The sequence below is a fragment of the Kitasatospora sp. NPDC003701 genome (assembly GCF_053587085.1).
Window position 1 is genome coordinate 199,970 of record NZ_JBSFNM010000009.1, and the last position, 22,511, is coordinate 222,480.

Annotated in this window: 17 protein-coding genes, 1 tRNA gene and 1 pseudogene; 14 read left to right on the plus strand and 5 right to left on the minus strand. The window is 72.1% G+C overall.

Annotated features, from left to right (window positions below; genetic code table 11):
- Positions 1–68 precede the first annotated feature (68 nt).
- From ACWDRR_RS11935 to ACWDRR_RS11955, 5 genes and pseudogenes are all read left to right on the plus strand, one after another.
- Positions 69–142 (plus strand) — tRNA-Met (locus ACWDRR_RS11935).
- Between the two features lie 171 nt (positions 143–313).
- Positions 314–1,054, plus strand: a complete 741-nt coding sequence (locus ACWDRR_RS11940) for an SIR2 family NAD-dependent protein deacylase (RefSeq protein WP_449772029.1) — start codon at positions 314–316, stop codon at positions 1,052–1,054.
- Between the two features lie 74 nt (positions 1,055–1,128).
- Positions 1,129–2,342 (plus strand): annotated as a pseudogene (locus tag ACWDRR_RS11945) (cytochrome P450).
- An 8-nt stretch (positions 2,343–2,350) separates the two neighbouring features.
- Positions 2,351–3,349 (plus strand): ADP-ribosylglycohydrolase family protein, encoded by a 999-nt coding sequence (locus tag ACWDRR_RS11950; RefSeq protein ID WP_449772030.1) that lies wholly within the window; start codon positions 2,351–2,353, stop codon positions 3,347–3,349.
- A 71-nt stretch (positions 3,350–3,420) separates the two neighbouring features.
- Entirely contained in the window at positions 3,421–4,767 is a 1,347-nt protein-coding gene (locus ACWDRR_RS11955; protein WP_449772031.1) for a serpin family protein, read from the plus strand.
- 82 nt (positions 4,768–4,849) lie between these two features.
- Here the strand turns inward: ACWDRR_RS11955 and ACWDRR_RS11960 are convergent, their stop codons facing one another.
- The 4 genes from ACWDRR_RS11960 to ACWDRR_RS11975 form a co-directional block, all read right to left on the minus strand.
- On the minus strand, positions 4,850–5,956 hold the full coding sequence (locus ACWDRR_RS11960) for an ADP-ribosylglycohydrolase family protein (protein WP_449772032.1): 1,107 nt from the start codon (positions 5,954–5,956) through the stop codon (positions 4,850–4,852).
- 104 nt (positions 5,957–6,060) lie between these two features.
- Positions 6,061–7,383, minus strand: coding sequence for a DUF2786 domain-containing protein (locus ACWDRR_RS11965; RefSeq protein ID WP_449772033.1), 1,323 nt, complete (start codon positions 7,381–7,383; stop codon positions 6,061–6,063).
- Positions 7,384–7,504: 121 nt separating this feature from the next.
- Positions 7,505–9,151, minus strand: coding sequence for a transporter (locus tag ACWDRR_RS11970; protein WP_449772034.1), 1,647 nt, complete (start codon positions 9,149–9,151; stop codon positions 7,505–7,507).
- Positions 9,148–9,951 carry an ABC transporter ATP-binding protein gene (locus tag ACWDRR_RS11975; protein ID WP_449772035.1) on the minus strand — a complete coding sequence of 268 codons (804 nt, stop codon included), beginning with the start codon at positions 9,949–9,951 and terminating at the stop codon, positions 9,148–9,150. The genes ACWDRR_RS11970 and ACWDRR_RS11975 overlap by 4 nt, the downstream gene beginning before the upstream one ends.
- Before the next feature lie 239 nt (positions 9,952–10,190).
- Here ACWDRR_RS11975 and ACWDRR_RS11980 point away from each other — a divergent pair, with 239 nt between their 5' ends.
- From ACWDRR_RS11980 to ACWDRR_RS12020, 9 genes are all read left to right on the plus strand, one after another.
- The gene (locus ACWDRR_RS11980; RefSeq protein WP_449772036.1) at positions 10,191–10,772 is read left to right on the plus strand and encodes a DUF1707 and DUF4190 domain-containing protein; all 582 of its coding nucleotides are present in this window, start codon (positions 10,191–10,193) and stop codon (positions 10,770–10,772) included.
- Between the two features lie 431 nt (positions 10,773–11,203).
- Positions 11,204–11,575: a 30S ribosomal protein S12 gene (rpsL, locus tag ACWDRR_RS11985; protein ID WP_014144289.1), complete on the plus strand. Its 372-nt coding sequence runs from the start codon at positions 11,204–11,206 to the stop codon at positions 11,573–11,575.
- A gap of 2 nt (positions 11,576–11,577) precedes the next feature.
- Positions 11,578–12,048, plus strand: a complete 471-nt coding sequence (gene rpsG, locus ACWDRR_RS11990) for a 30S ribosomal protein S7 (RefSeq protein WP_030055803.1) — start codon at positions 11,578–11,580, stop codon at positions 12,046–12,048.
- 39 nt (positions 12,049–12,087) lie between these two features.
- Positions 12,088–14,193 (plus strand): elongation factor G, encoded by a 2,106-nt coding sequence (gene fusA, locus ACWDRR_RS11995; protein ID WP_449772037.1) that lies wholly within the window; start codon positions 12,088–12,090, stop codon positions 14,191–14,193.
- A gap of 234 nt (positions 14,194–14,427) precedes the next feature.
- Positions 14,428–15,621: an elongation factor Tu gene (gene tuf, locus ACWDRR_RS12000; RefSeq protein ID WP_313764195.1), complete on the plus strand. Its 1,194-nt coding sequence runs from the start codon at positions 14,428–14,430 to the stop codon at positions 15,619–15,621.
- Positions 15,622–15,830: 209 nt separating this feature from the next.
- Positions 15,831–17,024, plus strand: coding sequence for an acyltransferase family protein (locus ACWDRR_RS12005; RefSeq protein ID WP_449772038.1), 1,194 nt, complete (start codon positions 15,831–15,833; stop codon positions 17,022–17,024).
- Between the two features lie 205 nt (positions 17,025–17,229).
- On the plus strand, positions 17,230–18,243 hold the full coding sequence (locus tag ACWDRR_RS12010) for a glycosyltransferase family 2 protein (protein WP_449772039.1): 1,014 nt from the start codon (positions 17,230–17,232) through the stop codon (positions 18,241–18,243).
- Positions 18,244–18,337: 94 nt separating this feature from the next.
- Positions 18,338–20,746: a hypothetical protein gene (locus ACWDRR_RS12015; protein ID WP_449772040.1), complete on the plus strand. Its 2,409-nt coding sequence runs from the start codon at positions 18,338–18,340 to the stop codon at positions 20,744–20,746.
- A 29-nt stretch (positions 20,747–20,775) separates the two neighbouring features.
- Positions 20,776–21,243: a GtrA family protein gene (locus tag ACWDRR_RS12020; RefSeq protein ID WP_449772041.1), complete on the plus strand. Its 468-nt coding sequence runs from the start codon at positions 20,776–20,778 to the stop codon at positions 21,241–21,243.
- Here ACWDRR_RS12020 and ACWDRR_RS12025 read toward each other — a convergent pair.
- Positions 21,230–22,435: an acyltransferase family protein gene (locus ACWDRR_RS12025; protein ID WP_449772042.1), complete on the minus strand. Its 1,206-nt coding sequence runs from the start codon at positions 22,433–22,435 to the stop codon at positions 21,230–21,232. The two genes, ACWDRR_RS12020 and ACWDRR_RS12025, sit on opposite strands and share 14 nt — an antisense overlap.
- Positions 22,436–22,511 lie beyond the last annotated feature (76 nt).

A 22,511-nucleotide genomic window follows, 5' to 3' on the forward strand; every position in this document is an offset into this window, starting at 1 on the left:
GGCCCGAGGGGCGGAAGTTCAGCGGATTAGGTTCCCCGGCAGAAGTCGCGTAGAGTCGTGTTTACCGACGCGGGGTGGAGCAGCTCGGTAGCTCGCTGGGCTCATAACCCAGAGGTCGCAGGTTCAAATCCTGTCCCCGCTACAAATCGAAGGGCCCGGAGGCATTCAGCCTCCGGGCCCTTCGGCGTTCCCCGGCCCCCTCGTGCGGGGGACCCCGGGGGACCGGTCGGGTGGGTCGGCCGGCCCCGGGCGGCGGCCCGGGCACCGGATTCTCGGTGGCGGTCCGCGGCTCCGGGCCCGTAGCGTCCCGGGCATGACCGCCAAGCGTCCGCTGATCGCCGTCCTCACCGGTGCCGGTATCTCCACCGACTCCGGCATCCCCGACTACCGTGGCCCGGCCGGCCTCTGGCAGCGCGACCCGGCGGCCCAACAGCTCGTCACCATCGGCCCGTACCTGGCCGATCCGGACGTCCGCCGGCGGGCCTGGCTGATGCGCCGGGACGCGGGCGCGCTGACCGCCGAGCCGAACGCCGGACACCTCGCGCTGGTCGAGCTGGAGCGCAGCGGGCTGCCGGTGCGGGTGCTCACCCAGAACGTGGACGGCCTGCACCAGCGGGCCGGGATGCCCGCCCGCAAGGTGCTCGAACTGCACGGCACCGCGCGGGAGGTGGAGTGCGTGCGCTGTCACGTGGTCGCGCCGACGGCCGAGGCGCTGGAGCGCGTCGCCGCGGGCGAGCCGGACCCGGCCTGCCGGGACTGCGGCGGGGTGCTCAAGCCCCGCACGGTGATGTTCGGCGAGGCGCTCGACCCGGTGGTGCTCCAGCAGGCCGACGCCGTGACCAAGGCCTGCGACCTCTTCATCGCGGTCGGCACCAGCCTCCAGGTGTACCCGGTGGCCGCCCTCCCGCAGATCGCGCTGGAGTCCGGCGCCCGGCTGGTCGTCGTCAACGGCGAGCCCACGCCGTTCGACGAGGCGGCGGACGAGGTGATCCGCGAGCCGATCTCCACCGCGCTCCCGGCCCTGGTCCGCAGGCTGGTGGCCGGGCGGTTCTGACCCCTGTCGACCGACCGGCCGCGTGCGTACGATGATCACCCCGGCTCCCCCTCACGGCCAGGAGTGATCGATCGATGACGACGACGGCGAAGTTCGACCCCTGGTCGGCGGCGTTCGTGGCCCACCCCTACGACGCGTACACCGAACTGCGCGAGCACGCCCCGGTGACGTACTACGAGCCGACCGGCCAGTGGCTGGTGTCGCGCCACGAGGACGTCAGCGCGCTGCTGCGGGACCGCCGGCTGGGGCGGACGTACACCCACCGCTTCACCCACGAGGAGTTCGGCCGGCCCGCGCCCGACCCGGCGCACGAGCCGTTCCACACGCTCAACGACCACGGGCTGCTCGACCTGGAGGCGCCGGACCACACCCGGATCCGGCGGCTGGTCTCCAAGGCCTTCACCCCGCGCATGGTCGAGGGGCTGCGCCCGACCGTCCGGCGGCTCGCCGCGGACCTCGTGGACGGGCTGCTCGCGGCCGGCGGCGGCGACCTGATCGCCGCCGTCGCCGAGCCGCTGCCGGTCGCGGTGATCGCCGAGATGCTGGGCGTGCCGGAGAGCGACCGCCACCTCCTGCGGCCGTGGTCGGCCGACATCACCGGCATGTACGAGCTCAACCCGACCGAGGAGGCCGCCCGCCGGGCCGTCACCGCGAGCACCGAGTTCTCGGACTACCTGCGCGCCCTGATCCGCGCCCGCCGCGCCGATCCCGGCGGCGACCTGATCAGCGCGCTGATCCAGGCCCAGGAGGGCGCCGACGCGCTCAGCGAGCAGGAGATGATCTCCACCTGCGTGCTGCTGCTGAACGCCGGTCACGAGGCGACCGTCAACACCACCGGCAACGGCTGGTGGGCGCTGTTCCGCAACCCCGGCGAACTCGCCCGGCTGCGCGGCTCGGTGGACGAACTGCTCCCCACCGCCGTCGAGGAGCTGATGCGCTGGGACACCCCGCTGCAGATGTTCGAGCGCTGGGTGCTGGAGGACATCGAGATCCGCGGCACGACCGTCCCGCGCGGCTCCGAGGTCGCGCTGCTCTTCGGCTCCGCCAACCGGGACCCGGCCCGCTTCGCCGACCCCGACCGGCTCGACCTCGGCCGCGCCGACAACCCGCACATCACCTTCGGCGCCGGAATCCACTTCTGTCTCGGCGCTCCGCTCGCCAGACTGGAGCTCATCGAGTCCTACGGCGCACTGCTGCGCCGGGCGCCCGGCCTGCGGCCGGTCCGCGAGCCCGGGTGGCGCCCGGGCTATGTGATCCGGGGCTGGAGGAACTGCTGGTCGAGATCTAGGGGGAACGGTGGGCAAGGCGACGGGGTCACTGCTGGGCCTGGCGATCGGGGACGCGCTGGGACGGCTGACCGAGTTCCGCACGGTGGAGACGATCGCCGCCTACGAGGGGCCGGACTGGCGTCGACTGCCGCTGGCCAGGCAGGCGATGGTCACCGACGACACCCAGATGACGCTCGCCCTGGGCCGCGCCCTGCGCACCGCCCTGGAGCGCGGGCCGCTCGGCCCGCTGCGGCTGGAGCGGCCGCTGCGCGAGGAGTTCGTCGACTGGTGGCGGTCGCCGGAGAACAACCGCGCACCGGGGATGACCTGCCTGCGCTCCTGCTGGCGGCTCAGCGACGGCCGCCGCTGGCAGGAGGCGAGCGACATCGGTTCCAAGGGCTGCGGCGCCAACATGCGGGTCGCCCCGATCGGCTTGGTCAAGGAGCTGACCGAGCGCCAGCTCTCCGGCGCCGCCCAGCTGCAGTCCGCCCTCACCCACGGGCACCCGACCGCGCTCGCGGCCAGCGACCTCACCGCGTACGCGGTCCGCAGGCTCGCCGAGGGCCTGGCGCCGTCCGCCCTGACCGCCGCACTGCGGACGTACGCGCTGGCCAACCGCACCCGGTACGACGAGTTCTGGCTCGGTGACCTCGCGCAGCACGCCCAGGACCCGTCGCCGGAGCAGTTCATCGCCCGTGGCTGGGACGAGTGCCTCGGTGTCCTCGACCGGCTGGACGCGGCGCTCGCCGCGCCCGACGTCGAGGCCGACCCGTGCCTGGCCACCGGCGAGGGCTGGATCGCCGAGGAGGCGCTCGCCACCGGCCTGCTCTGCTTCCTGCTGCTGCCGGACGACCCGGTCGCCGCCGTCCGCCGGGCCGCGTACTCCTCCGGCGACTCCGACTCCATCGCCTGCCTGACCGGCGCCTTCGCCGGCGCGCACCTGGGCGAGCGGGCCTGGCCGGCGGACTGGGTCGAGCGGATCGAGTACCGGGACGAGCTGCTCGCGCTCGGCGCCCTCTGGGACTGAGCGCACGGCGCGGCGGCGGCGCCCGGGCGGCGGTGGGGGAACCGCCCGGACGCCGGCCGCGTCGAACCGCCATGACGAGCCGCACTCGCAGCACCCGCAGTCGCACCGGCCGCCGTCCGGTGGCCCCGCTCCTCGCGCCGGTCCTCGCCGCCGCGCTCGCCGCACCGCTGCTCACCGGCTGCGGCAGCACGGGCAACGCCGACCCGGTCGTCGTCCGGGCCTCCGTGCCCACCTCCGCCCCACCCGTCGACCCGGCCCAGGTCTCGGCGACCTCCGCCGCCACCGGCGCCTTCGGCCTGGACCTGCTGCACACCCTCACCGCCGCGCCCGAGGGCGCCGGTCGCAACCTCGTGCTCTCCCCGTCCGGCCTGGCCACCGTGCTCGCCATGGTGCTGCCCGGGGCCCGCGGCACGACCGCCGACGAACTCGCCAGGGCCCTGCACACCGGGCTGACCCCGCAGCAGTACGCCCTCGCCACCGGCGCGCTCAACCGCGCCGCGCCGCCCACCGACGGCCTGACCCTGCGCCAGGCGGACGACCTCTGGGTCCAGCAGGGCTTCCCGCTCGACCAGGGCTACCTGGCCACCCTCGCCGCCGCCTTCGGCACCGGCGTGCACACCGCCGACTTCCGCAAGGACCCGCAGGGCGCCCGCAAGACCGTCAACGCGGCGGTGGAGAAGGCGACCGAGGGCCGGATCAAGGACCTCTTCGGGGAGAAGGCGATCAACCCGGACACCCGGCTGGCGCTCACCGACGCGCTCTACCTGAAGGCGAAGTGGGCGTCCCCGTTCAAGCCCGCGCAGACCTCCGACCGGCCGTTCCACCGCCTGGACGGCTCGACCCCCGCCGTCGCCACGATGGCCCAGAGCGGCACCTTCCGCTACGCCGAGGGCACCGGCGGCATCCTCGGCCAGCCCTGGCAGGCCGTCGAACTCCGCTACGCGGACGGCGGGACGGCGATGGACCTGCTGGTACCGGCGCAGGGCGGGTTCGAGGCCTTCGGCAAGGGCCTGGACCAGGCCCAGCTCACGATGATCCTGGACTCGCTGGCCGAACGGCCGGTCGACCTCACCCTGCCGCGCTTCCACTTCGACACGGCCAACGAGCTGACGCCGGTCCTGCGCGCGCTCGGCGTCAACGCCGCCTTCGACGCCGCCGATCTCAGCGGCATCCCCGGACCGGGGGCCGGCGAGCAGCTGAAGGTCGGCACGGTGGTGCAGAAGGCCACCGTCCAGGTGGACGAGGACGGCACGGTGGCCGCCGCGGGCAGCGGTGTGGGCATCGAGGCGGCGGGTGCGGCGGCCCCGCAGAAGGCCGTCGAGCTGCACATCGACCGGCCGTTCCTGTTCCTGATCAGGGACACCACCAGCGGCCGGCCGCTCTTCCTCGGCCAGGTCACCGACCCGCAGGCCCGCTGACCGACCCGCAGGCCCGCTGACCGGCGGGCAGGCCTGCTCACCGACCCGGAGCCCGGCGGCGCGGCGCGCGTGCCGCGCCCGGTCACCAGGCCGGGTAGCGCCCGTCGAGCGCCGGGTGGGTCGGCTCCCGGCTGCCGAACAGCACCAGCAGGTCGTCCGCCACCCGCAGCAGCGTCTCCCCGCCCTCGACGGCCTCGGTCCAGTCCGCCGGCAGGGCCGCCGCGCCGTACGCCGCGCCGACCAGGTTGCCGCAGACCGCGCCGGTGGAGTCGCTGTCCCCGGAGTGGTTCACCGACAGCAGCAGCGCCGTCCGGGCCGGGTCCGGCCCGGACGCGGCGGCCAGCAGGCAGTACACCGCGATCGCCAGGCACTCCTCGGCGATCCAGCCGAGCCCGACCCGCTCCACCGCCTCCGCGGAGGGCTCCGCCTCCTCGGCCACCCGCACCGCCCGGTGCAGCGCCAGGACGGTCTCCTTGGAGGCCGGCAGGTCCCGGGTCTGCTCGACGACCTGGCCGACCGCCGTCCACGGCTCGACCCCGTCCACCAGCCGCTCGACCAGCGACGCGAACGCGCCCGCCGCCAGGTAGCCGGTCGGGTGCCCGTGGGTGAGCTGCGCGCACTGCGCGGCCAGCCCGAAGGACTGCTCGACGCCCAGCCGGGCCAGCCCGAACGGTGCCGAGCGCATCACCGTGCCGCAGCCCTTGGAGTGCGCGTTGATCGGCCCCGGCTGCCCCAACGGCGCCGGCGCCTGGAACTCCGGGTGGTACGACACCCCGCTCAGGCAGGCGTTGCCCGGCGCCCGCCGCGCGTACAGGAACGGCTGCCGCAGCAGCCAGCCGTCGTAGGGGCGGGGGAGCGGCCGCTGGTCCGGCGCGCCCTGCTGCTGCGTCAGCAGCCAGCGCCGGTAGGCGCCGTGGACGGCCTCCGGCACCGAGCCGCCGCCGCCCGACCAGCCCCGGACGAAGCCGCGGATCAGCCCCTCGGCGGTGAACAGCGTCATCTGGGTGTCGTCGGTGACCTCGGCGATCCGTCCGCCGCTCGGCAGCCCGGTCACCCCGGCGGGGCCGTACTGCTCCCGGATCTGGTGCAGCTGCTGGAACTCCACCGGCCAGCCCAGGGCGTCTCCGACGCCCCCGCCGAGCAGCGCCCCGCGCACCCGGTCCGCGTACCCCGACTCCGTCACCGCCACCGTCGCTCCCCCTCGCTCCTGGGGCCGGACCGGCCGATTCGGGCCGAGACCGGCCCGGCCGGCCGAGACCGGCCCTGACGAAGTCCGTTCTATCAGGCCGGCCGCTACCGCCGGATCTCCCCGGCCCGGCCGTGCAGGGCGGCCCGGTCGGCGGCCGCCCGGCCCGCCACCCAGCCCTCGCCGTCGCTCACCCGGACCCGCTGCGACACCAGCTTCGGGAACATCCGCCCGACCTGCTGGTCGACCGCCTCGGTCCGGGCCGCCAGCGCCGGCAGCAGTCGCTCGTCCGGCACCAACTGCTCCGCGGTGCCGTCCTCGCGCAGGTGCCGGCCGGCCGCCGCGTCGCTGGTGGCCCGCTCGGTCGCGGCGGTCAGCCGCTCGCGGATCCGCGCCGCGTACGCGACCAGGAAGGAGTGCCGGAACGCCTTGGTGCGCGAGGCGCCGTCCAGGTGCTGGCGCGAACCGGCCTTGTTCATCGCGTGCGTCGCCTGCACCAGCAGCGAGGTGTACAGCAGCTCGACGCCGTCCAGGTCGGCGTCGAAGCCGATGATGGTGCAGAAGCCGAACTCCTTGGCCCACACCACCCGGCACCGGTTCGCCGCCGCCACCGCGTCCAGCAGCATCGTCTTCGGGCCCTCGTACGGGTTGTCCACGCCGATCCGCAGCGCCGCCGGGGCGTTGCGGTCCTCGCCGCCGACCGCCAGCAGCGCCTCGTCGAGGCTGTGCTGGGCCATCAGCTGCTGGGCCTTGGCGGTCAGCGCCTCGGCCTCCTCCGGGTACTCGGTGGACTCGGCCTTCGCCAGCAGCGCCCGGATCCGGGACAGCATCCGCGGCTCGCCCGTCACCGGGCCCTGCGCCCGGCGCTCCACCCGCGGCGCCTGCCCGCCCGCCGCGCCCTGCCCGGGAGCCGGGCCGACCGGGGCGACCGGGGGCAGCCGGCCCCAGCTGCGCAGCAGCTCCAGGAGGGTGGTGGCCAGCGCGAACCGGTCCAGCCGGTGCCGGTGGGCGAACGCTCCCAGGTACGCCTCGTCGCCCTCCCACCACACCTCGGTCTCCAGCTCGCGCAGCTGCTCCTGCCAGCGCCGGTCCGTCGTGGCCGCCGGGTGGCGGCGGTTCTCGGCCGCGATCAGGTCCACCGCGAGCGCCAGGTGCACCGGCTTCAGCTCCCGCCGCACCACCCGGGCCAGATCCGCCGGCCGCCAGCCCGCCGACCAGCACCGCCCGACCGCCGTGTCCGCGTACCCGAGCACGGCCCGGCTCACCGCCTGCCACTGGCCGGGGGAGGCGGCCAGCAGCGAGGCCCCGGTGTCCAGCGCGAGGTCCAGCCCTTCGTCCGGCGCCGCCAGCACCGCCCGCACCGCCTGCTCCAGTAGCGGTCCGGCGCTCCCGTCCGCCCCGGTCCCGCCCTGTCGGCTGCGCTTGCCCACGGTGTCGCCTGCTCTCCTCGTGCCCGTCCTGCGGTCAGGGGGCCTGCGCCCATGATGCCGGAGCGCCCGGCCCCGACGACGGGGACCGGGCGCTCGCACGGGTGCTCGGAGGGAGCGGCGGTCAGCGTTCGACGGCCTTGGCCAGGATCTCCGGGGCCCGCTCCAGCAGACGGCCGGCGGCCAGCCGGATGCCGAGGAAGGCGACCAGCGCGCCGTACAGCGGGCCGAGCAGCAGCACCGGCCAGGTCGGACCGTCGGAGAGCAGCGCCCAGCCGAGGTAGCCGGCGACCGGCAGGCTGAGCAGCGCGGCGCCGAACATCGAGCCGAAGCTGTTGAGCATCACCAGCCCGCCCTGGCCGGGGGCGGCGTTGCGCATCGGGCTGCTGTCGGCCGGCATGGTGTACGGCGCCAGCACGCTGAGCACCGCGCCGATCGCGATGCCGCAGCCGAGCAGGCCGAGCGCCAGGCCGAACGCCGGGGCCAGACCGGCCCAGTCCCCGGTGACGACGGCCAGGAACAGCGACAGCACCAGGGTGACCGGCAGCGCGTACGAGAGCACCGCGAACGCCCGCCCGCGCAGCTCCTCCCGGGCGTCGGCGGGGGTGAGCAGGGTGGCGGCGACCATCCAGAACGCCGAGCCGTCCATGCCGAACAGGTTGAGCATCTGCAGGCCGAGGAACATCCCGGTGGCGGCCACCAGGTAGACGCTCGACCAGCCCTGGACCACCGACAGCACGCAGATCACCAGCGTCATCCCGATGCTGGTGAAGACGGCGGCCTTGGCCCGCGGCTCCCGCCAGGCGTACCGCAGGTGGCGCTGCATCACCGCGCCGGTGCGGCCCCCGGGCAGGAAGCCCCAGCCGCGCGAGGCCTGCACGCCGCGCGACACCTCCAGGGTGGAGGCGTCGGCGGTGACCATCAGCTGCTGGAGGCTGGAGCGCCACCAGCGCAGCAGCAGCACCAGCAGGGCGGCCGTCGAGGCCAGCTGGAGCAGGGCGAGCGCGTACCGGCCCTCGCCGGCGGTGCGGGCGGCGTCCACCCCGGCGACCGGCGGCACCCAGCGCAGCACCGACGCGATCGGCGCCAGCGGGCTGAGGTCCAGGCCGTCCTTGCCGGCCTTGCCGAAGACGCTCTGCGAGCCGACGTTGGCCACCTGGATCAGCAGCGCGAAGAGCAGCCCGCCGAAGATCGCGAAGTCCTTGCCGCGCCGGCTGGAGAGCAGCCGGGCGTTGCCCGCCGCGACCGACCGGGAGAGCGTCACCAGGCCGAGCACCGCGAGCGGGACACCGACCACCGCGGCCACCGCCGAGGCGGCGCCGTTCGCGCCGGACAGCGCCGCACCGGTCAGCAGGACCAGGGCGACCAGCGGCCCGGGCCCGATCAGCGCGGCCAGCAGGGAGCCGCGCAGCAGCGGGCCGGGGCGCAGCGGCAGCATGGTGAGCCGGGTCGGGTCGGCGCTCTCGTCGGTGGAGAACAGGAAGAGCGGCAGCGCGGCCCAGCTGACGGTGAGGGCGCCGGCCAGCATCACGCCCGCGTCGCCGGCGCCGCGGTGCCCGTTCAGCAGGGCCAGGGCGAGCGCGACCAGCGCGGCGAACAGCAGGCCGGCCACCGCGCCGACGACGTAGAGCACCGCCCGCCCGCGGCTGCGCCGCAGGCCGTTGCGGAGCAGCCGGAGCTTGAGCGACACCAGGGTGCGGACCACGACGCGGCCGTCCGGCACCGGCGTGCGGGTGGTGCCGGCCCGGGCGTCGGCGGGGGCGGCACTCACCGCTCGCCCCCGAGCCAGCCGAGGGCCTGGCCGTCGTCCTCGCGGACGCCGATCAGGTCCAGGAACGACTCGTGCAGGCTGCGTTCGCCGCGGACGGCGTCCAGCGGGCCCTGGGCGATCACCCGGCCGGCGTTGACCACGGCGACCCAGTCGCAGAGCTGCTCGACGAGCTCCATGACGTGGCTGGAGAAGATGACGGTCGAGCCGGCCGCGGCGTAGCGCTTGAGCACGCCGCGGATGGTCTGGGCGGAGACCGGGTCGACGCCCTCGAAGGGCTCGTCCAGGAAGAGCACGTCGGGGTTGTGCAGCAGCGCGGCGGCCAGGCCGATCTTCTTGCGCATACCGGTGGAGTAGTCGGCGACCAGCTTGTCGGCGTGGCCGGCGAGGTCCAGGACGGCCAGCAGCTCCTCGGCGCGGCGGTCCACCTCGGCACCGGGCAGGCCGCGCAGCCGGCCGTTGTACTGCAGCAGCTCGCGGCCGCTGAGCCGCTCGAACATCCGCAGGCCCTCGGGCAGGATGCCGATCCGGGCCTTGGCGGCGACCGGGTCGGCCCAGACGTCGGCGCCGTGCACCAGGACGGTGCCCTGGTCGGGCCGGAGCAGGCCGGTGACCATGGACAGCGTGGTGGTCTTGCCGGCGCCGTTCGGACCGACCAGGCCGATGAACGCTCCGGCCGGCAGCTCCAGGCTCAGCCCGGCGACCGCCGCCTGGCTGCCGAAGTGCTTCCACAGCCCCTGGATGCTCACGGCGGAGGCGGCAGGGGAGGAGGGGACTGGGGACGGCGGCGCTGACGCCTGCATGGCGGCCTTCTCTGCTGGGAAACGGGTGAATGTCCAGGCCAGCCTGCCATTGCCCGGGGCGGGCTGTCGTCCGGATTGGCGCTCTTCGGTGCGTCTGGGCCGAACGGGTGAGCACACCGGGCCCGCCGAAGCCCGTCGAGGCCGGTCGGGGAAAGTGGCAACTACTCAGAGCCCCTGTTCGTCCTGCACTATGAAGGCCAGTGAGCGCGCACGGCGCGCCGGGGTGTCGGAGGTGGCGGATGGCCGTTCAACCGTGGGGCGAGCAGGGCCCCGGGTACGGAGGACGGCCGCCCCAGGTACCGGCCAAGCCGTACGCCCAGCCGTACGCCCAGCCCTACGCCCAGCCCGCGCCGATGCCGCAGGCGGCGATGCGGGCGGCGCACACGGACCGGGACCGCACCGTCGACGTGCTGAAGGCCGCGTACGCCGAGGGCCGGCTCTCCGCCGACGAGTACGGCCAGCGCTTCGACGCGGCGAGCGCCGCGCAGACGTACGGCGAGCTGGCCCGGCTGGTGGCCGACCTGCCCTCCGGTCCGATGGTGACGCCGATGGCGCCGATGACGGCCGTCGGTCACCCGGTGCCGCAGACCTTCCTGCTGCCCCCGCCGGTGCCGTCCCGGCCGACCAACGGCACGGCCGTCGCGTCGATGGTGCTCGGCCTGCTGGGACTGGGGCTGCCCGCGGTGATCACCGGCCACATCGCCAAGGCCCAGATCCGGGAGCGCAACGAGGAGGGCGACACGATGGCCACGGTCGGCCTGGTCTTCGGCTACCTGGCGACCGCGCTCTACACCCTGTTGATGCTGGCCCTGATCGCCTGAGCCCGGGCCGCCCGGGGGCCGGGGCCGCCCCCGCTCCGGTGGCGGCGCCCGCCGGGGTGTGGTAGAGCGGCAGGAGAGCGGTTCGACACCGGGCGGCCGTGCGCGGGACACCCCGGCGACACCCGGCCGACGGCCGCGACCTGCGGCGTTGCATTTGTTTTGACCGAGCCCGATGCGCTAGGTACGCTCTGACCTTGTGCCTGGGGTGTCCCCGGGTCCTTGTGCGTGCATGCACACCGGCCGCCGCGCCGAGCCGGAGCGCCTTTCGGTGCTCCGCGCGTTGAGCGCCGTCGCTGTACATCAGCTCATGGGATTCCGTGTCGGAATAAGCCCAACACACCCGACCGCGTGGGTCGACCACGGGGCCGTGTGCGATGGAGACACCGCAGGTTAGTTCCACCAAGCCTTGGCACACAGAAAACGGAGAAACGGTGCCTACGATCCAGCAGCTGGTCCGAAAGGGCCGGCAGGACAAGGTCGAGAAGAACAAGACTCCCGCGCTGAAGGGTTCGCCCCAGCGTCGCGGCGTCTGCACGCGTGTGTACACGACCACCCCGAAGAAGCCGAACTCGGCGCTTCGTAAGGTCGCCCGTGTGCGCCTCACCAGCGGGATCGAGGTCACCGCTTACATCCCGGGCGAGGGCCACAACCTGCAGGAGCACTCCATCGTGCTGGTGCGCGGTGGTCGTGTGAAGGACCTTCCTGGTGTCCGCTACAAGATCATCCGCGGTTCGCTCGACACCCAGGGTGTCAAGAACCGCAAGCAGGCTCGCAGCCGCTACGGCGCCAAGAAGGAGAAGTAAGAATGCCTCGTAAGGGCCCCGCCCCGAAGCGCCCGGTCATCATCGACCCGGTTTACGGCTCCCCGGTCGTCACCCAGCTGGTCAACAAGATCCTGCTGCACGGCAAGCGTTCCACCGCCGAGCGGATCGTCTACGGCGCCCTCGAGGGCGTCCGTGAGAAGACCGGCTCCGACCCCGTCGTGACGCTGAAGCGCGCGCTGGAGAACGTCAAGCCGGCCCTCGAGGTCAAGTCCCGCCGTGTCGGTGGCGCGACCTACCAGGTCCCGGTCGAGGTCCGTCCGGGCCGCGCCAGCACCCTGGCGCTGCGCTGGATGGTCGGTTACTCCCGCGCCCGTCGCGAGAAGACCATGACCGAGCGCCTGATGAACGAGATCCTCGACGCCAGCAACGGCCTGGGCGCTTCCGTGAAGCGTCGCGAGGACACCCACAAGATGGCCGAGTCCAACAAGGCCTTCGCGCACTACCGCTGGTAGTCCCAACCCCGTCACTAGACAGAGAGAGAACGAGCCACCATGGCTGCAACCTCCCTTGACCTCGCCAGGGTCCGCAACATCGGGATCATGGCGCACATCGACGCGGGCAAGACCACCACCACCGAGCGGATCCTGTTCTACACCGGTGTCTCGTACAAGATCGGTGAGGTCCACGATGGCGCTGCCACCATGGACTGGATGGAGCAGGAGCAGGAGCGCGGCATCACGATCACGTCGGCCGCGACGACCTGTCACTGGACGCTCGACGGCGTTGACAACACCATCAACATCATCGACACCCCGGGTCACGTCGACTTCACCGTCGAGGTGGAGCGCTCGCTGCGCGTCCTCGACGGTGCCGTCACGGTGTTCGACGGTGTCGCCGGTGTCGAGCCCCAGTCCGAGACCGTGTGGCGGCAGGCTGACCGCTACGGCGTCCCGCGCATCTGCTTCATCAACAAGCTGGACCGCACGGGCGCGAACTTCTTCTTCTGCGTCGACACCATCGTGGAGCGCCTCGGCGCGACCCCGCTGGTGATGCAGCTCCCGATCGGTGCCGAGGCGGACTTCCAGGGCGTCGTCGACCTGGTCCGCATGAAGGCGCTGGTCTGGACGGCCGAGGCCGCCAAGGGCGAGATGTACGACATCGTCGACATCCCGGCCGACCTGGTGGACCAGGCCGAGGAGTACCGCGAGAAGCTGCTGGACACCGTGTCGACCGTCAGCGACGAGGTGATGGAACTCGCCATGGAGGGCGAGGACGTCCCCGAGGCGCTGCTCATCGCCGCGATCCGCAAGGGCACGCTGAACTCGGACTTCACGCCGATCTTCTGCGGCACCGCCTTCAAGAACAAGGGCGTTCAGCCCCTGCTCGACGCGGTCGTCAACTACCTCCCGTCGCCGCTGGACATCGAGTCCATCGAGGGCACCAAGCCCGGCGACGACACGGTCAAGATCTCCCGCAAGGCGTCGGACGACGAGCCGCTCGCGGCTCTGGCGTTCAAGATCATGTCCGACCCGCACCTGGGCAAGCTCACCTTCGTCCGGATCTACTCCGGGCGCCTTGAGGCCGGCACCGCCGTCCTCAACGCGGTGAAGGGCCGCAAGGAGCGGATCGGCAAGATCTACCGCATGCACGCGAACAAGCGTGAGGAGATCGAGTCGGTGGGCGCCGGCGACATCGTCGCCGTCATGGGTCTCAAGCAGACCACCACCGGTGAGACCCTGAGCGACGAGAAGCACCCGGTCATCCTGGAGTCCATGGACTTCCCGGCCCCGGTCATCCGCGTCGCCATCGAGCCGAAGTCCAAGGGCGACCAGGAGCGGCTCGGTACCGCCATCCAGCGCCTGGCCGAGGAGGACCCGTCCTTCCAGGTCAACACGGACGAGGAGACCGGCCAGACCATCATCGCGGGTATGGGCGAGCTGCACCTCGAGGTGCTGGTCGACCGTATGAAGCGTGAGTTCAAGGTCGAGGCCAACGTCGGCAAGCCGCAGGTCGCGTACCGCGAGACGATCCGCAAGGCCGTCGAGCGCATCGACTTCACGCACAAGAAGCAGACCGGTGGCTCCGGCCAGTTCGCGAAGATCCAGATCGCGATCGAGCCGATCGAGTCCGGCGAGGGCTACGAGTTCGTCAACAAGGTCACCGGTGGCCGCGTGCCGAAGGAGTACATCCCTTCGGTCGACGCCGGTTGCCAGGAGGCCATGGAGTTCGGCGTGCTCGCCGGCTACCCGCTCCAGGGTGTCCGCGTGACGCTGCTCGACGGTGCCTCGCACGACGTCGACTCCTCCGAGCTCGCGTTCAAGATCGCCGGTTCGATGGCCTTCAAGGAGGGCGCTCGCAAGGCGTCCCCGACGCTGCTCGAGCCGATGATGGCCGTCGAGGTCACCACGCCCGAGGACTACATGGGCGATGTGATCGGCGACATCAACTCTCGCCGTGGCCAGATCCGGTCCATGGACGAGCGTTACGGTGCCCGCGTCGTTTCGGCGCTGGTGCCCCTCTCCGAGATGTTCGGCTACGTCGGTGACCTGCGCAGCAAGACCTCTGGTCGCGCGAGCTACTCGATGCAGTTCGACTCGTACGCCGAGGTTCCGCGGAACGTGGCGGACGACATCATCGCCAAGGCCAAGGGCGAGTAAGGACCGGCACCAGCCGAGTCCCTACCCGAGGCCGCAGGACATCCCGACATTCGGGACGATTGCGAACCCTTAGGCTATTAGGAGGCGACCCGGGAGAATCCGACCGGATTCTCCCGGGGCCTCCGCCCCCACCCGCGGGACGGCATGGGGCGCTCCCGGGCGCCCCGTACCCAACCCGATCAAAGACCAACTGACGTCAGCACGGCGTACAGAACTGTCCTCAGGAGGACTGCAGTGGCGAAGGCGAAGTTCGAGCGGACGAAGCCCCACGTCAACATCGGCACCATCGGTCACATCGACCACGGTAAGACGACCCTTACCGCGGCCATCACCAAGGTGCTGCACGACGCGTACCCGGAGATCAACCCCTTCACGCCGTTCGACCAGATCGACAAGGCGCCGGAGGAGCGGCAGCGCGGTATCACCATCTCGATCGCGCACGTCGAGTACCAGACCGAGGCGCGTCACTACGCCCACGTCGACTGCCCGGGTCACGCGGACTACATCAAGAACATGATCACCGGTGCGGCCCAGATGGACGGTGCGATCCTCGTCGTCGCCGCCACCGACGGCCCGATGCCGCAGACCAAGGAGCACGTCCTCCTGGCCCGCCAGGTCGGCGTCCCCTACATCGTCGTCGCCCTGAACAAGGCCGACATGGTGGACGACGAGGAGATCCTGGAGCTCGTCGAGCTCGAGGTCCGTGAGCTCCTCTCCGAGTACGAGTTCCCGGGCGACGACCTGCCGGTCGTCCGCGTCTCCGCGCTGAAGGCGCTGGAGGGCGACAAGGAGTGGGGCGAGAAGCTCCTCGGCCTCATGCACGCGGTCGACGAGAGCATCCCGACCCCGGCCCGCGCCGTGGACCAGCCGTTCCTGATGCCGATCGAGGACGTCTTCACGATCACCGGTCGTGGCACCGTCGTCACCGGTCGTATCGAGCGTGGCATCCTCAAGGTCAACGAGACTGTCGACATCATCGGCATCAAGGAGACCAAGACCACCACCACGGTCACCGGCATCGAGATGTTCCGCAAGCTGCTCGACGAGGGCCAGGCCGGTGAGAACGTCGGTCTGCTCCTCCGTGGCATCAAGCGCGAGGACGTCGAGCGCGGCCAGGTCATCATCAAGCCCGGTTCGGTCACCCCGCACACCGAGTTCGAGGCCCAGTCCTACATCCTGTCGAAGGACGAGGGTGGCCGTCACACCCCGTTCTTCAACAACTACCGCCCGCAGTTCTACTTCCGTACCACGGACGTGACCGGCGTCGTGACCCTCCCCGAGGGCACCGAGATGGTCATGCCGGGCGACAACACCGCCATGACGGTCGTGCTGATCCAGCCGATCGCCATGGAGGAGGGCCTGAAGTTCGCCATCCGTGAGGGTGGCCGCACCGTCGGCGCCGGCCAGGTCACCAAGATCCTCAAGTAATCGAGGCTCTTGACCTGCCTGTTCGACACAGGTGATGTTCGAAGGGCCCCGCACACCTCGGTGTGCGGGGCCCTTCGGCGTGTCGGGTGGAGAGCGCGGGGGCCATGTGTGTAGGGGAATCGTGCTGCGGATAGACTGAGCCACCCGCAGCCGTCGCCAGGGCGAGGCTGACCGAGGCTCTCCGCCCCACTCGCCGAAAGCGCTCCGGAATGACCTCTGCCCCCCTTCTTTCGAAGCCGTCGCTCCTTCGGCGCCGGTCGGCCACCCGCGCGGGCCAGTCGCCCGACGGCCGCGCCAAGCGCCCCCGGCTGTACGCGCTCGACGGGATGCGGCTGTTCGCGGCCCTGAGCGTGCTCTCCTTCCACTGGACGGCCTACGTGGGCATCTCCGGGGTGTGGCAGGGCGTCACCCCGAAGGAGGCCCTGCCCCTGGTGAACCGGATGGCGGCCTACGGCTGGCTGGGCGTGGAGCTGTTCTTCGTCATCAGCGGCTTCGTGATCTGCATGAGCTGTTGGGGGAAGCGACCGGGGGAGTTCTTCGTCTCCCGGGTGGTCCGCCTGTACCCCGGCTACTGGGCGGGCATAGCGCTCACCAGCCTGGTGGTGCTGAACCTCAAGCAGTTCGCCCGTTCGGGTGCGGGTGACGGGCTCAACGCCAGCACCATCCTCGGCAACCTGACCATGCTTCAGACCCCGCTCGGGATGCGGCACGTCGACGGCGTCTACTGGACGCTCTGGGTGGAGATGCGGTTCTACCTGCTCTTCGCCATCGTGGTGGCGACCGGCCTCACCTACCGCAAGGTGGTGGCCTTCTGCGGGATCTGGACGATTCTCGCGGTGCTCGCCCCGCAGGCGCAGATTCCGCTGCTGACCACGCTCGCCATGCCCAACGAGTCGCCGTTCTTCATCGCCGGCGTCGGCATGTTCCTGATGTACCGCTTCGGCCAGAACCTGCTGCTCTGGGGGATCGTGGGATTCTCCTGGATCCTGGCGCTGACCCGTCTGGGGGCGATCCAGGAGGTCTACGTCAACGTCCTCGGCCACCCCCTGTCGTGGAACGTCATGGCCGGCGCGGTGACGGCGGCGTTCGCCCTGGTGCTGGGTGCCGCGCTGGGCCTGTTCGACTGGGTGCAGTGGAAGTGGCTGACGGTCGCCGGTGCGCTGACCTACCCGCTCTACCTGATCCACCAGGAGATCGGCTGGACGCTGATCCACTACCTGCTCACCGAGGACTTCGGCGTCAAGGCGGCCCTGGTGACGACGCTGGCCGCGGTGATGGTCGCGGCCTGGCTGATCCACCGGTTGGTCGAGCGGCCGGTGTCCAAGATCCTGAAGAGCGCGTTGGACCGTTCGATGGCGACCCTGCGCAGGGTTTCGGACGAGCCCGCCCCGGTGAAGCGCTGACAATGCATGGGGGGCCGCGTGCATGCGCGGCCCCAAGGATCATTCATGCAATCGCAAAATCCTGCTGCTAGCCTGACCGCCATCACGGATCCGGCTCCGGCTCCGCACCTCTCCTTCGCATCCATCAGCTCGGTCGTCCGGGCCATCCGGCCGCACTCCGGCATCGATCGATCGTTCTCAAAGACATAAGGGACAGGCGACACTGATGTACAACGCAGCTGTATCGGCAGAGCAGGTGGCCGTCCCGCCGGCGCCGCTGTTGTCGGTCGTGATGCCGATCTACAACGAGCAGGAGGCCCTGCCGTTGACGGTCCAGCGCCTGCGTCCGATCCTGGATGAGCTGGGGATCACCTACGAGGTCGTCGGCATCGACGACGGCAGCACCGACGCCACCCCGGCGATCATGCAGAAGATCCACCAGGACTGGCCGGAGTTCCGGATCGTCCGCTTCGCGCGCAACTCCGGGCACCAGGCGGCGCTGACCGCCGGCATCCACCGCGCCTACGGCGACTACGTCGTCTCCATCGACGCCGACCTGCAGGACCCGCCGGAGAAGATCCCCGAGATGCTCGCGCTCGCCCGCGAGAAGAACCTCGACATCGTCTACGGTGTGCGCGGCGACCGCGGCACCGACACCTTCTTCAAGCGGCGGACCGCCGGTGCCTACTACTGGCTGATGCGCAAGCTCGTCGGCAAGAACATGCCGAACCAGGCCGGTGACTTCCGGCTGCTCAGCCGGGCCGCGGTGGACGCGCTCAAGGCGATGCCCGAGCACCAGCCGGTCTACCGGCTGCTGGTCCCGTGGCTGGGCTTCCCCAGCGGCGAGGTCGTCTACGTCCGCGAGGAGCGGGTCGCGGGCAGCACGCACTACCCGCTGTCCAAGATGGTCCGTCTCGCCATCGACAGCATCACCAACTTCTCCGCCAGCCCGCTGCGGCTCGCCACCTGGCTCGGCCTGCTGAGCTTCGTGCTCTGCTTCTGCCTGGGGATCTACACCACGGTGGAGTACGCGCTCGGCAAGACCGTGCCCGGCTGGTCCTCGCTGTTCGTCGGCATGCTCTTCCTCGGCGCCGTCCAGCTCGTCTGCATCGGTCTGCTCGGCGAGTACGTCGGCCGGATCTACTCGGCGGCGCAGGCCCGACCGGCCTACTTCGTCGGGTACGACTCGGCCGAGGACAACAGCGCGAAGACCGCGAAGGTCTCCGAGTACGCGGTGTGACCTCCGGTCCGTCCCGCGGCGCCGACCGCCGCGGGACGGACCCGACCGCCGCCGACCGGGAAAGCCGACGCACAGCCCGCAGGAGAGAAGAGCGATGGGCACCACCGACAGCACCGCGCCCGCCCTGGGCACGCCGACCGCGCCCGACGGGCGGCGGACCGGTAGTTCCGCGCCGGACGCGGGCGGTGCCCCGCTCGGCCTCCGCGACCGGCTGACGGCCTTCCTGCCCGCGGTCGCGGCCTACCTCTTCCTGGTCGTCCTGCTGCTGGCCGCCGACACCTCGGTCAGCGACGTCGCGCGCTACACCTTCTACGTGCTGTGGGGCGTCATGCTCCCGGGCACGCTGGTCTTCCGTCTGCTGCGCCGCCGTCCGCACACGCTGGTCGAGGACCTGGCCTTCGGCGCCGTGGTCGGCCTGGTGCTGGAGCTGGCCGCCTGGGTGGTGCTGGTCGGCCTCGGCCTGCAGTCGGTGGCCACGGCCTGGCCGCTGGTGGTCGTGATCCCGTTCGCCGCCGTGCCGCGGCTGCGGCGGCACTGGCGGCCGCGCGGCTACCGCCGTACCTCGCCGGGCTGGTCCTGGTCGGTCGCCGGCACGGTGGCGTTCACCAGTGCCTACATGTACGGGGCGGTGCTCAGCCGGAACCCGATCGTGCCGGACAGCGAGACCACCCGGCAGTACATCGACCTGCCGTACCTGCTGTCGCTGGCGGGGAACGCCAAGCACAACTTCCCGCTGACCTTCCCGCAGGCCGCCGGGGAGCCGCTGCACTACCACTGGTTCACCTTCGTCCACATGGCGATGACCGACCTGGTCGGGCACATCGACCTGACCGTGGTCCAGATGCGGCTGATGGTCCCGGCGCTGGCCGCCCTGGCCATGGTGATCACCGCCGTGGTGGCGCACCGGCTGACCGGCCGGCCGTGGGCCGGTCCGGTCGCCGCCCTGCTGATCTTCGCCGTGGGCGAGTTCAACGCCATCTACCCCAACAACGTCGGCCACTGGACCTTCGGGGCTCCGGCGGTGCCGCTGATGTCCTGGGCGAGCCTGTCGCTGACGTACAGCCAGCCGCTGCTGATGGCCCTGATCGGCGTGGTCGCCGACGCCCTGCGCGGGCGCGGCGGCGAGGGGCGTGGCGAGGAGGACGGGGCCGCTCGGATCCCGGCGCTCGGCCGCGGTGCGTTCGTGCTCACCGCGCTGTTCGCGGTGGCCTCCAGCGCGGCCAAGGCGAGCTCGCTCCCGGTGACGCTGGCCGCGTTGGCCTTCGCCGGTGCGATGGTGCTGATCGGGACGCGGCGCATCCCGTGGACCGTCGTCGGCCTCGGCGCGATCATCGCCGGTGCCCAGGTCTTCGCCACCGCGGTGCTGTTCCGGTTCGAGAGCTACGGCCTCGAAGTGGTGCCCTTCGGCAACATCGAGAAGTACTGGGCCGATCCGCAGCACACCCGGACGGCGGTGACCCAGAGCGTGGTCGTCGCCGCGACGCTGGTCGCGTTCCTGCTGAACCACCAGCTCCGGATGGTCGGCATGATCCCGCTCCTGTGGCGTCGCCGGCTCCGCCTGGAGCAGACCCAGTGGTTCCTGCTCGGCGGGGCCCTCGCCGGCCCGGCCGTCTACCTGGTGGTCAACGGCTTCAACGCCAGCTACTTCACCCTCGCCGGGCTCTCCTTCGGGGTGCTGCTCTCGGCCTGGGGCTACTGCGAGGTCTTCGAGCGTGCCGCGCTGCCCGCCCGGGGCAAGATCGCGCTCGGCGTCGGCACGGTGGCCTTCGTCCTCCTGCTCACCTACGGCATCTACCAGTACGCGGGTGACTGGGCGACCTTCGCGCTCAAGGCGGTCGGCGACGCCGACGGCACCGCGTCCTACACCGCGCTGGTCCCGGCGCTGGCCGCCGCGGCGGCGCTGGCCGGGATCGCGGCGGTCGGCGGTGCGCTCTGGTGGGCGGCCGGCCGGGCGCTGCCGGCCCTGCGCGGCCGGGGCGCCGTGGTCCTGCTCACCGCGGCGCTCGCGGCGGGCGCCCCCGCACTGCTGCTCGACGTCCAGCAGTCCCGGCAGGTCCCGTGGGACGGCGCGTGGCCGCTGCCGGCCAGCCAGGTGGAGGCCGCGCGCTGGGTCCGCGCGCACAGCGAACCGGACGACGTCCTGGCCACCAACGGCCACTGCCGCTCGGAGAGCGACTACACCGTCCCCGGGGAGAACTGCTGGAACTCCCTGTCCTTCTACCTGAGCGGGTACTCCGAGCGCTCGGTGCTGGTGGAGGGCTGGGCCTACTCGCCGCGGCTGATGTCGGAGAAGTCGGGCTCCTTCTGGGACCAGGAGCTGCTCAAGCTCAACGAGGACGCCGTCTACCGGCCGACGGCCGCTATCCTCGACCAGTTGCGCGAGCGGCACCACGTCCGCTACGTGGTGGTCAACCGCAAGGTGGCGCCGGAGTCCCCGGCCCTGAAGACCCTCGCCAAGCAGGTCTTCGACAACGGCCGGATGGCCGTGTACGAGATTTCCTGATCCGACGAACCGATCACATGGGTGCTCACATGGTTTCCACCGACCAGCCGACCGAAGCGGCCGAGGTGCCGCCGGCCGGCCAGGGCCCGCAGCCCTCCGACACCGGGACGGCCAAGCGCCAGGTCCCCTCCTTCCTGGTGATCGGGGTCCTGAGCACCCTCTTCTACCTGCTCCTCTACGTGGTGGCCCGGCGTTTCGTCGACCCCCAGGTGGCCAACCTCGTCGCGCTCGCGGTCAGCGCGGTCGCCAACACGGCCGCCAACCGCCGGTTCACCTTCGGCATCACCGGCAGTGAGGGCGCGCTGCGTCACCAGCTCCAGGGCGCGGTGGCCTTCGTGATCGGCCTCGGCCTGAGCTCCGGGGCGCTGGCGCTGCTCGACCTGGCGGCGCCGAACGCCTCGAAGACCGTCGAGGTGGCCGGGCTGGTCGCGGCGAACGGTCTGGCGACGGTGGTCCGGTTCCTGCTGATGAAGGTCTGGGTCTTCAGGACGAAGTGACCTCGGGCGGCTGCGACGGTGGCTGCGACGCGGGCCGGGGCTCCCGCTCGGCGGCCCGCCGCAGCGGCCCCGGGGTCCAGGAGCGCAGCCGCAGCGCGGGCGCCTCGACGAGGTGCCAGGAGAGCGCCGCCGGCAGGCCGGTCGCGGCGAGGGCGCAGGCCAGGAAGCCGAGCGGGCCGAACTGCGCGCCGCCGACCAGCGCGATCGCCTGCTCGACCGGGAAGCCGTAGATGTACACGCCGTACGAGTAGTCGGTGCGGCTCCCGACCGCCCGGAAGCGCTGGGGCAGCCTGGCCGCGGCCCAGAACAGCAGGTAGACCAGCGCGGGGACGCCGAGCAGCGCGAAGCCGCCCCAGCGGGCCGCCCCGGCCGCGACGAGGGCGGCGGCCAGTGCCAGGGTGTCGTCGAGCGGGATCCGCTCGGCGTGGAGCCGCAGCGCGCCACCGAGCAGGAAGGCGAGCCCGAGGCCGGCGGCGAGGTGGAAGGTGACCTGGCCCAGCAGCGGGAGCGCGACCCCGGGCCCGCCCGCCGGGGGCACCCCGGCCGGGAGGTCCGCCGCACCGGCCGCGATCAGGAGCCAGAGGGCGAGCGTCGCCGCGGCGACGAACAGTCGCCGGTTCAGCAGCCCGAGGGCGGCCAGCAGTCCGGCCACCAGGTAGCAGAGCAGCTCGTACTTGAGCGACCAGAGGGCGCCGTTGAGGCTCCGGTCGAAGTTGGTTCCGCTGCGGACGCCCTCGGCGATGACGCCCGAGACGTCCCAGCCCGTGGTCGGCGTGGCGCTCCCGAGACTGGTCAGGTAGCTCAGCGGACCGTCCGGGCGACTCCAGAAGCCGCTCAGGGTGCCGTGCTGCCACCAGTAGAGGGCGGGCATCAGGACGGCGGCCGAGAACAGCAGTGAGCCGCAGACGCCGGGCACGATGCGCAGGGCCCGGTGCCAGACGTAGCGGCCGACCGGGAGCCGCCGGGCGCTCCCGGTGATCACGAAGCCGGAGAGCGCGAAGAACCCGAGGACGGCCGCCTTGCCGAGGTCGGTCTGCCCGCCGCTCCAGTACCAGAGCGGATCCGGGTGCCCCCAGCCGATGGGGAAGACGTGCGAGGCGACGACGGTGGCGGCCAGCAGGAGCCGGAGCGCGCCGAACCCGTTGGCCCGGCCGTGGAGGAGCTGCGCGAGCGTGCCGCGCGGGCGGAGCACTGCTGGTCGGCTGATGGCTCCCCTTCCCCCGGCTGGTTCGGCCGGGCGGCGTCCGCGACCGGTCGCGGACGCCGCC

What these genes read in the sequence shown, in the direction of transcription:
- ACWDRR_RS12010 (WP_449772039.1), top strand. Translation starts at nt 17,230, where the DNA reads ATGTACAACGCAGCTGTATCGGCAGAGCAGGTGGCCGTCCCGCCGGCG.
- ACWDRR_RS11940 (WP_449772029.1), top strand. Translation starts at nt 314, where the DNA reads ATGACCGCCAAGCGTCCGCTGATCGCCGTCCTCACCGGTGCCGGTATC.
- ACWDRR_RS12015 (WP_449772040.1), top strand. Translation starts at nt 18,338, where the DNA reads ATGGGCACCACCGACAGCACCGCGCCCGCCCTGGGCACGCCGACCGCG.
- ACWDRR_RS11980 (WP_449772036.1), top strand. Translation starts at nt 10,191, where the DNA reads ATGGCCGTTCAACCGTGGGGCGAGCAGGGCCCCGGGTACGGAGGACGG.
- ACWDRR_RS12020 (WP_449772041.1), top strand. Translation starts at nt 20,776, where the DNA reads ATGGTTTCCACCGACCAGCCGACCGAAGCGGCCGAGGTGCCGCCGGCC.
- ACWDRR_RS12005 (WP_449772038.1), top strand. Translation starts at nt 15,831, where the DNA reads ATGACCTCTGCCCCCCTTCTTTCGAAGCCGTCGCTCCTTCGGCGCCGG.
- ACWDRR_RS11955 (WP_449772031.1), top strand. Translation starts at nt 3,421, where the DNA reads ATGACGAGCCGCACTCGCAGCACCCGCAGTCGCACCGGCCGCCGTCCG.
- rpsG (WP_030055803.1), top strand. Translation starts at nt 11,578, where the DNA reads ATGCCTCGTAAGGGCCCCGCCCCGAAGCGCCCGGTCATCATCGACCCG.
- fusA (WP_449772037.1), top strand. Translation starts at nt 12,088, where the DNA reads ATGGCTGCAACCTCCCTTGACCTCGCCAGGGTCCGCAACATCGGGATC.
- ACWDRR_RS11975 (WP_449772035.1), bottom strand. Translation starts at nt 9,951, where the DNA reads ATGCAGGCGTCAGCGCCGCCGTCCCCAGTCCCCTCCTCCCCTGCCGCC.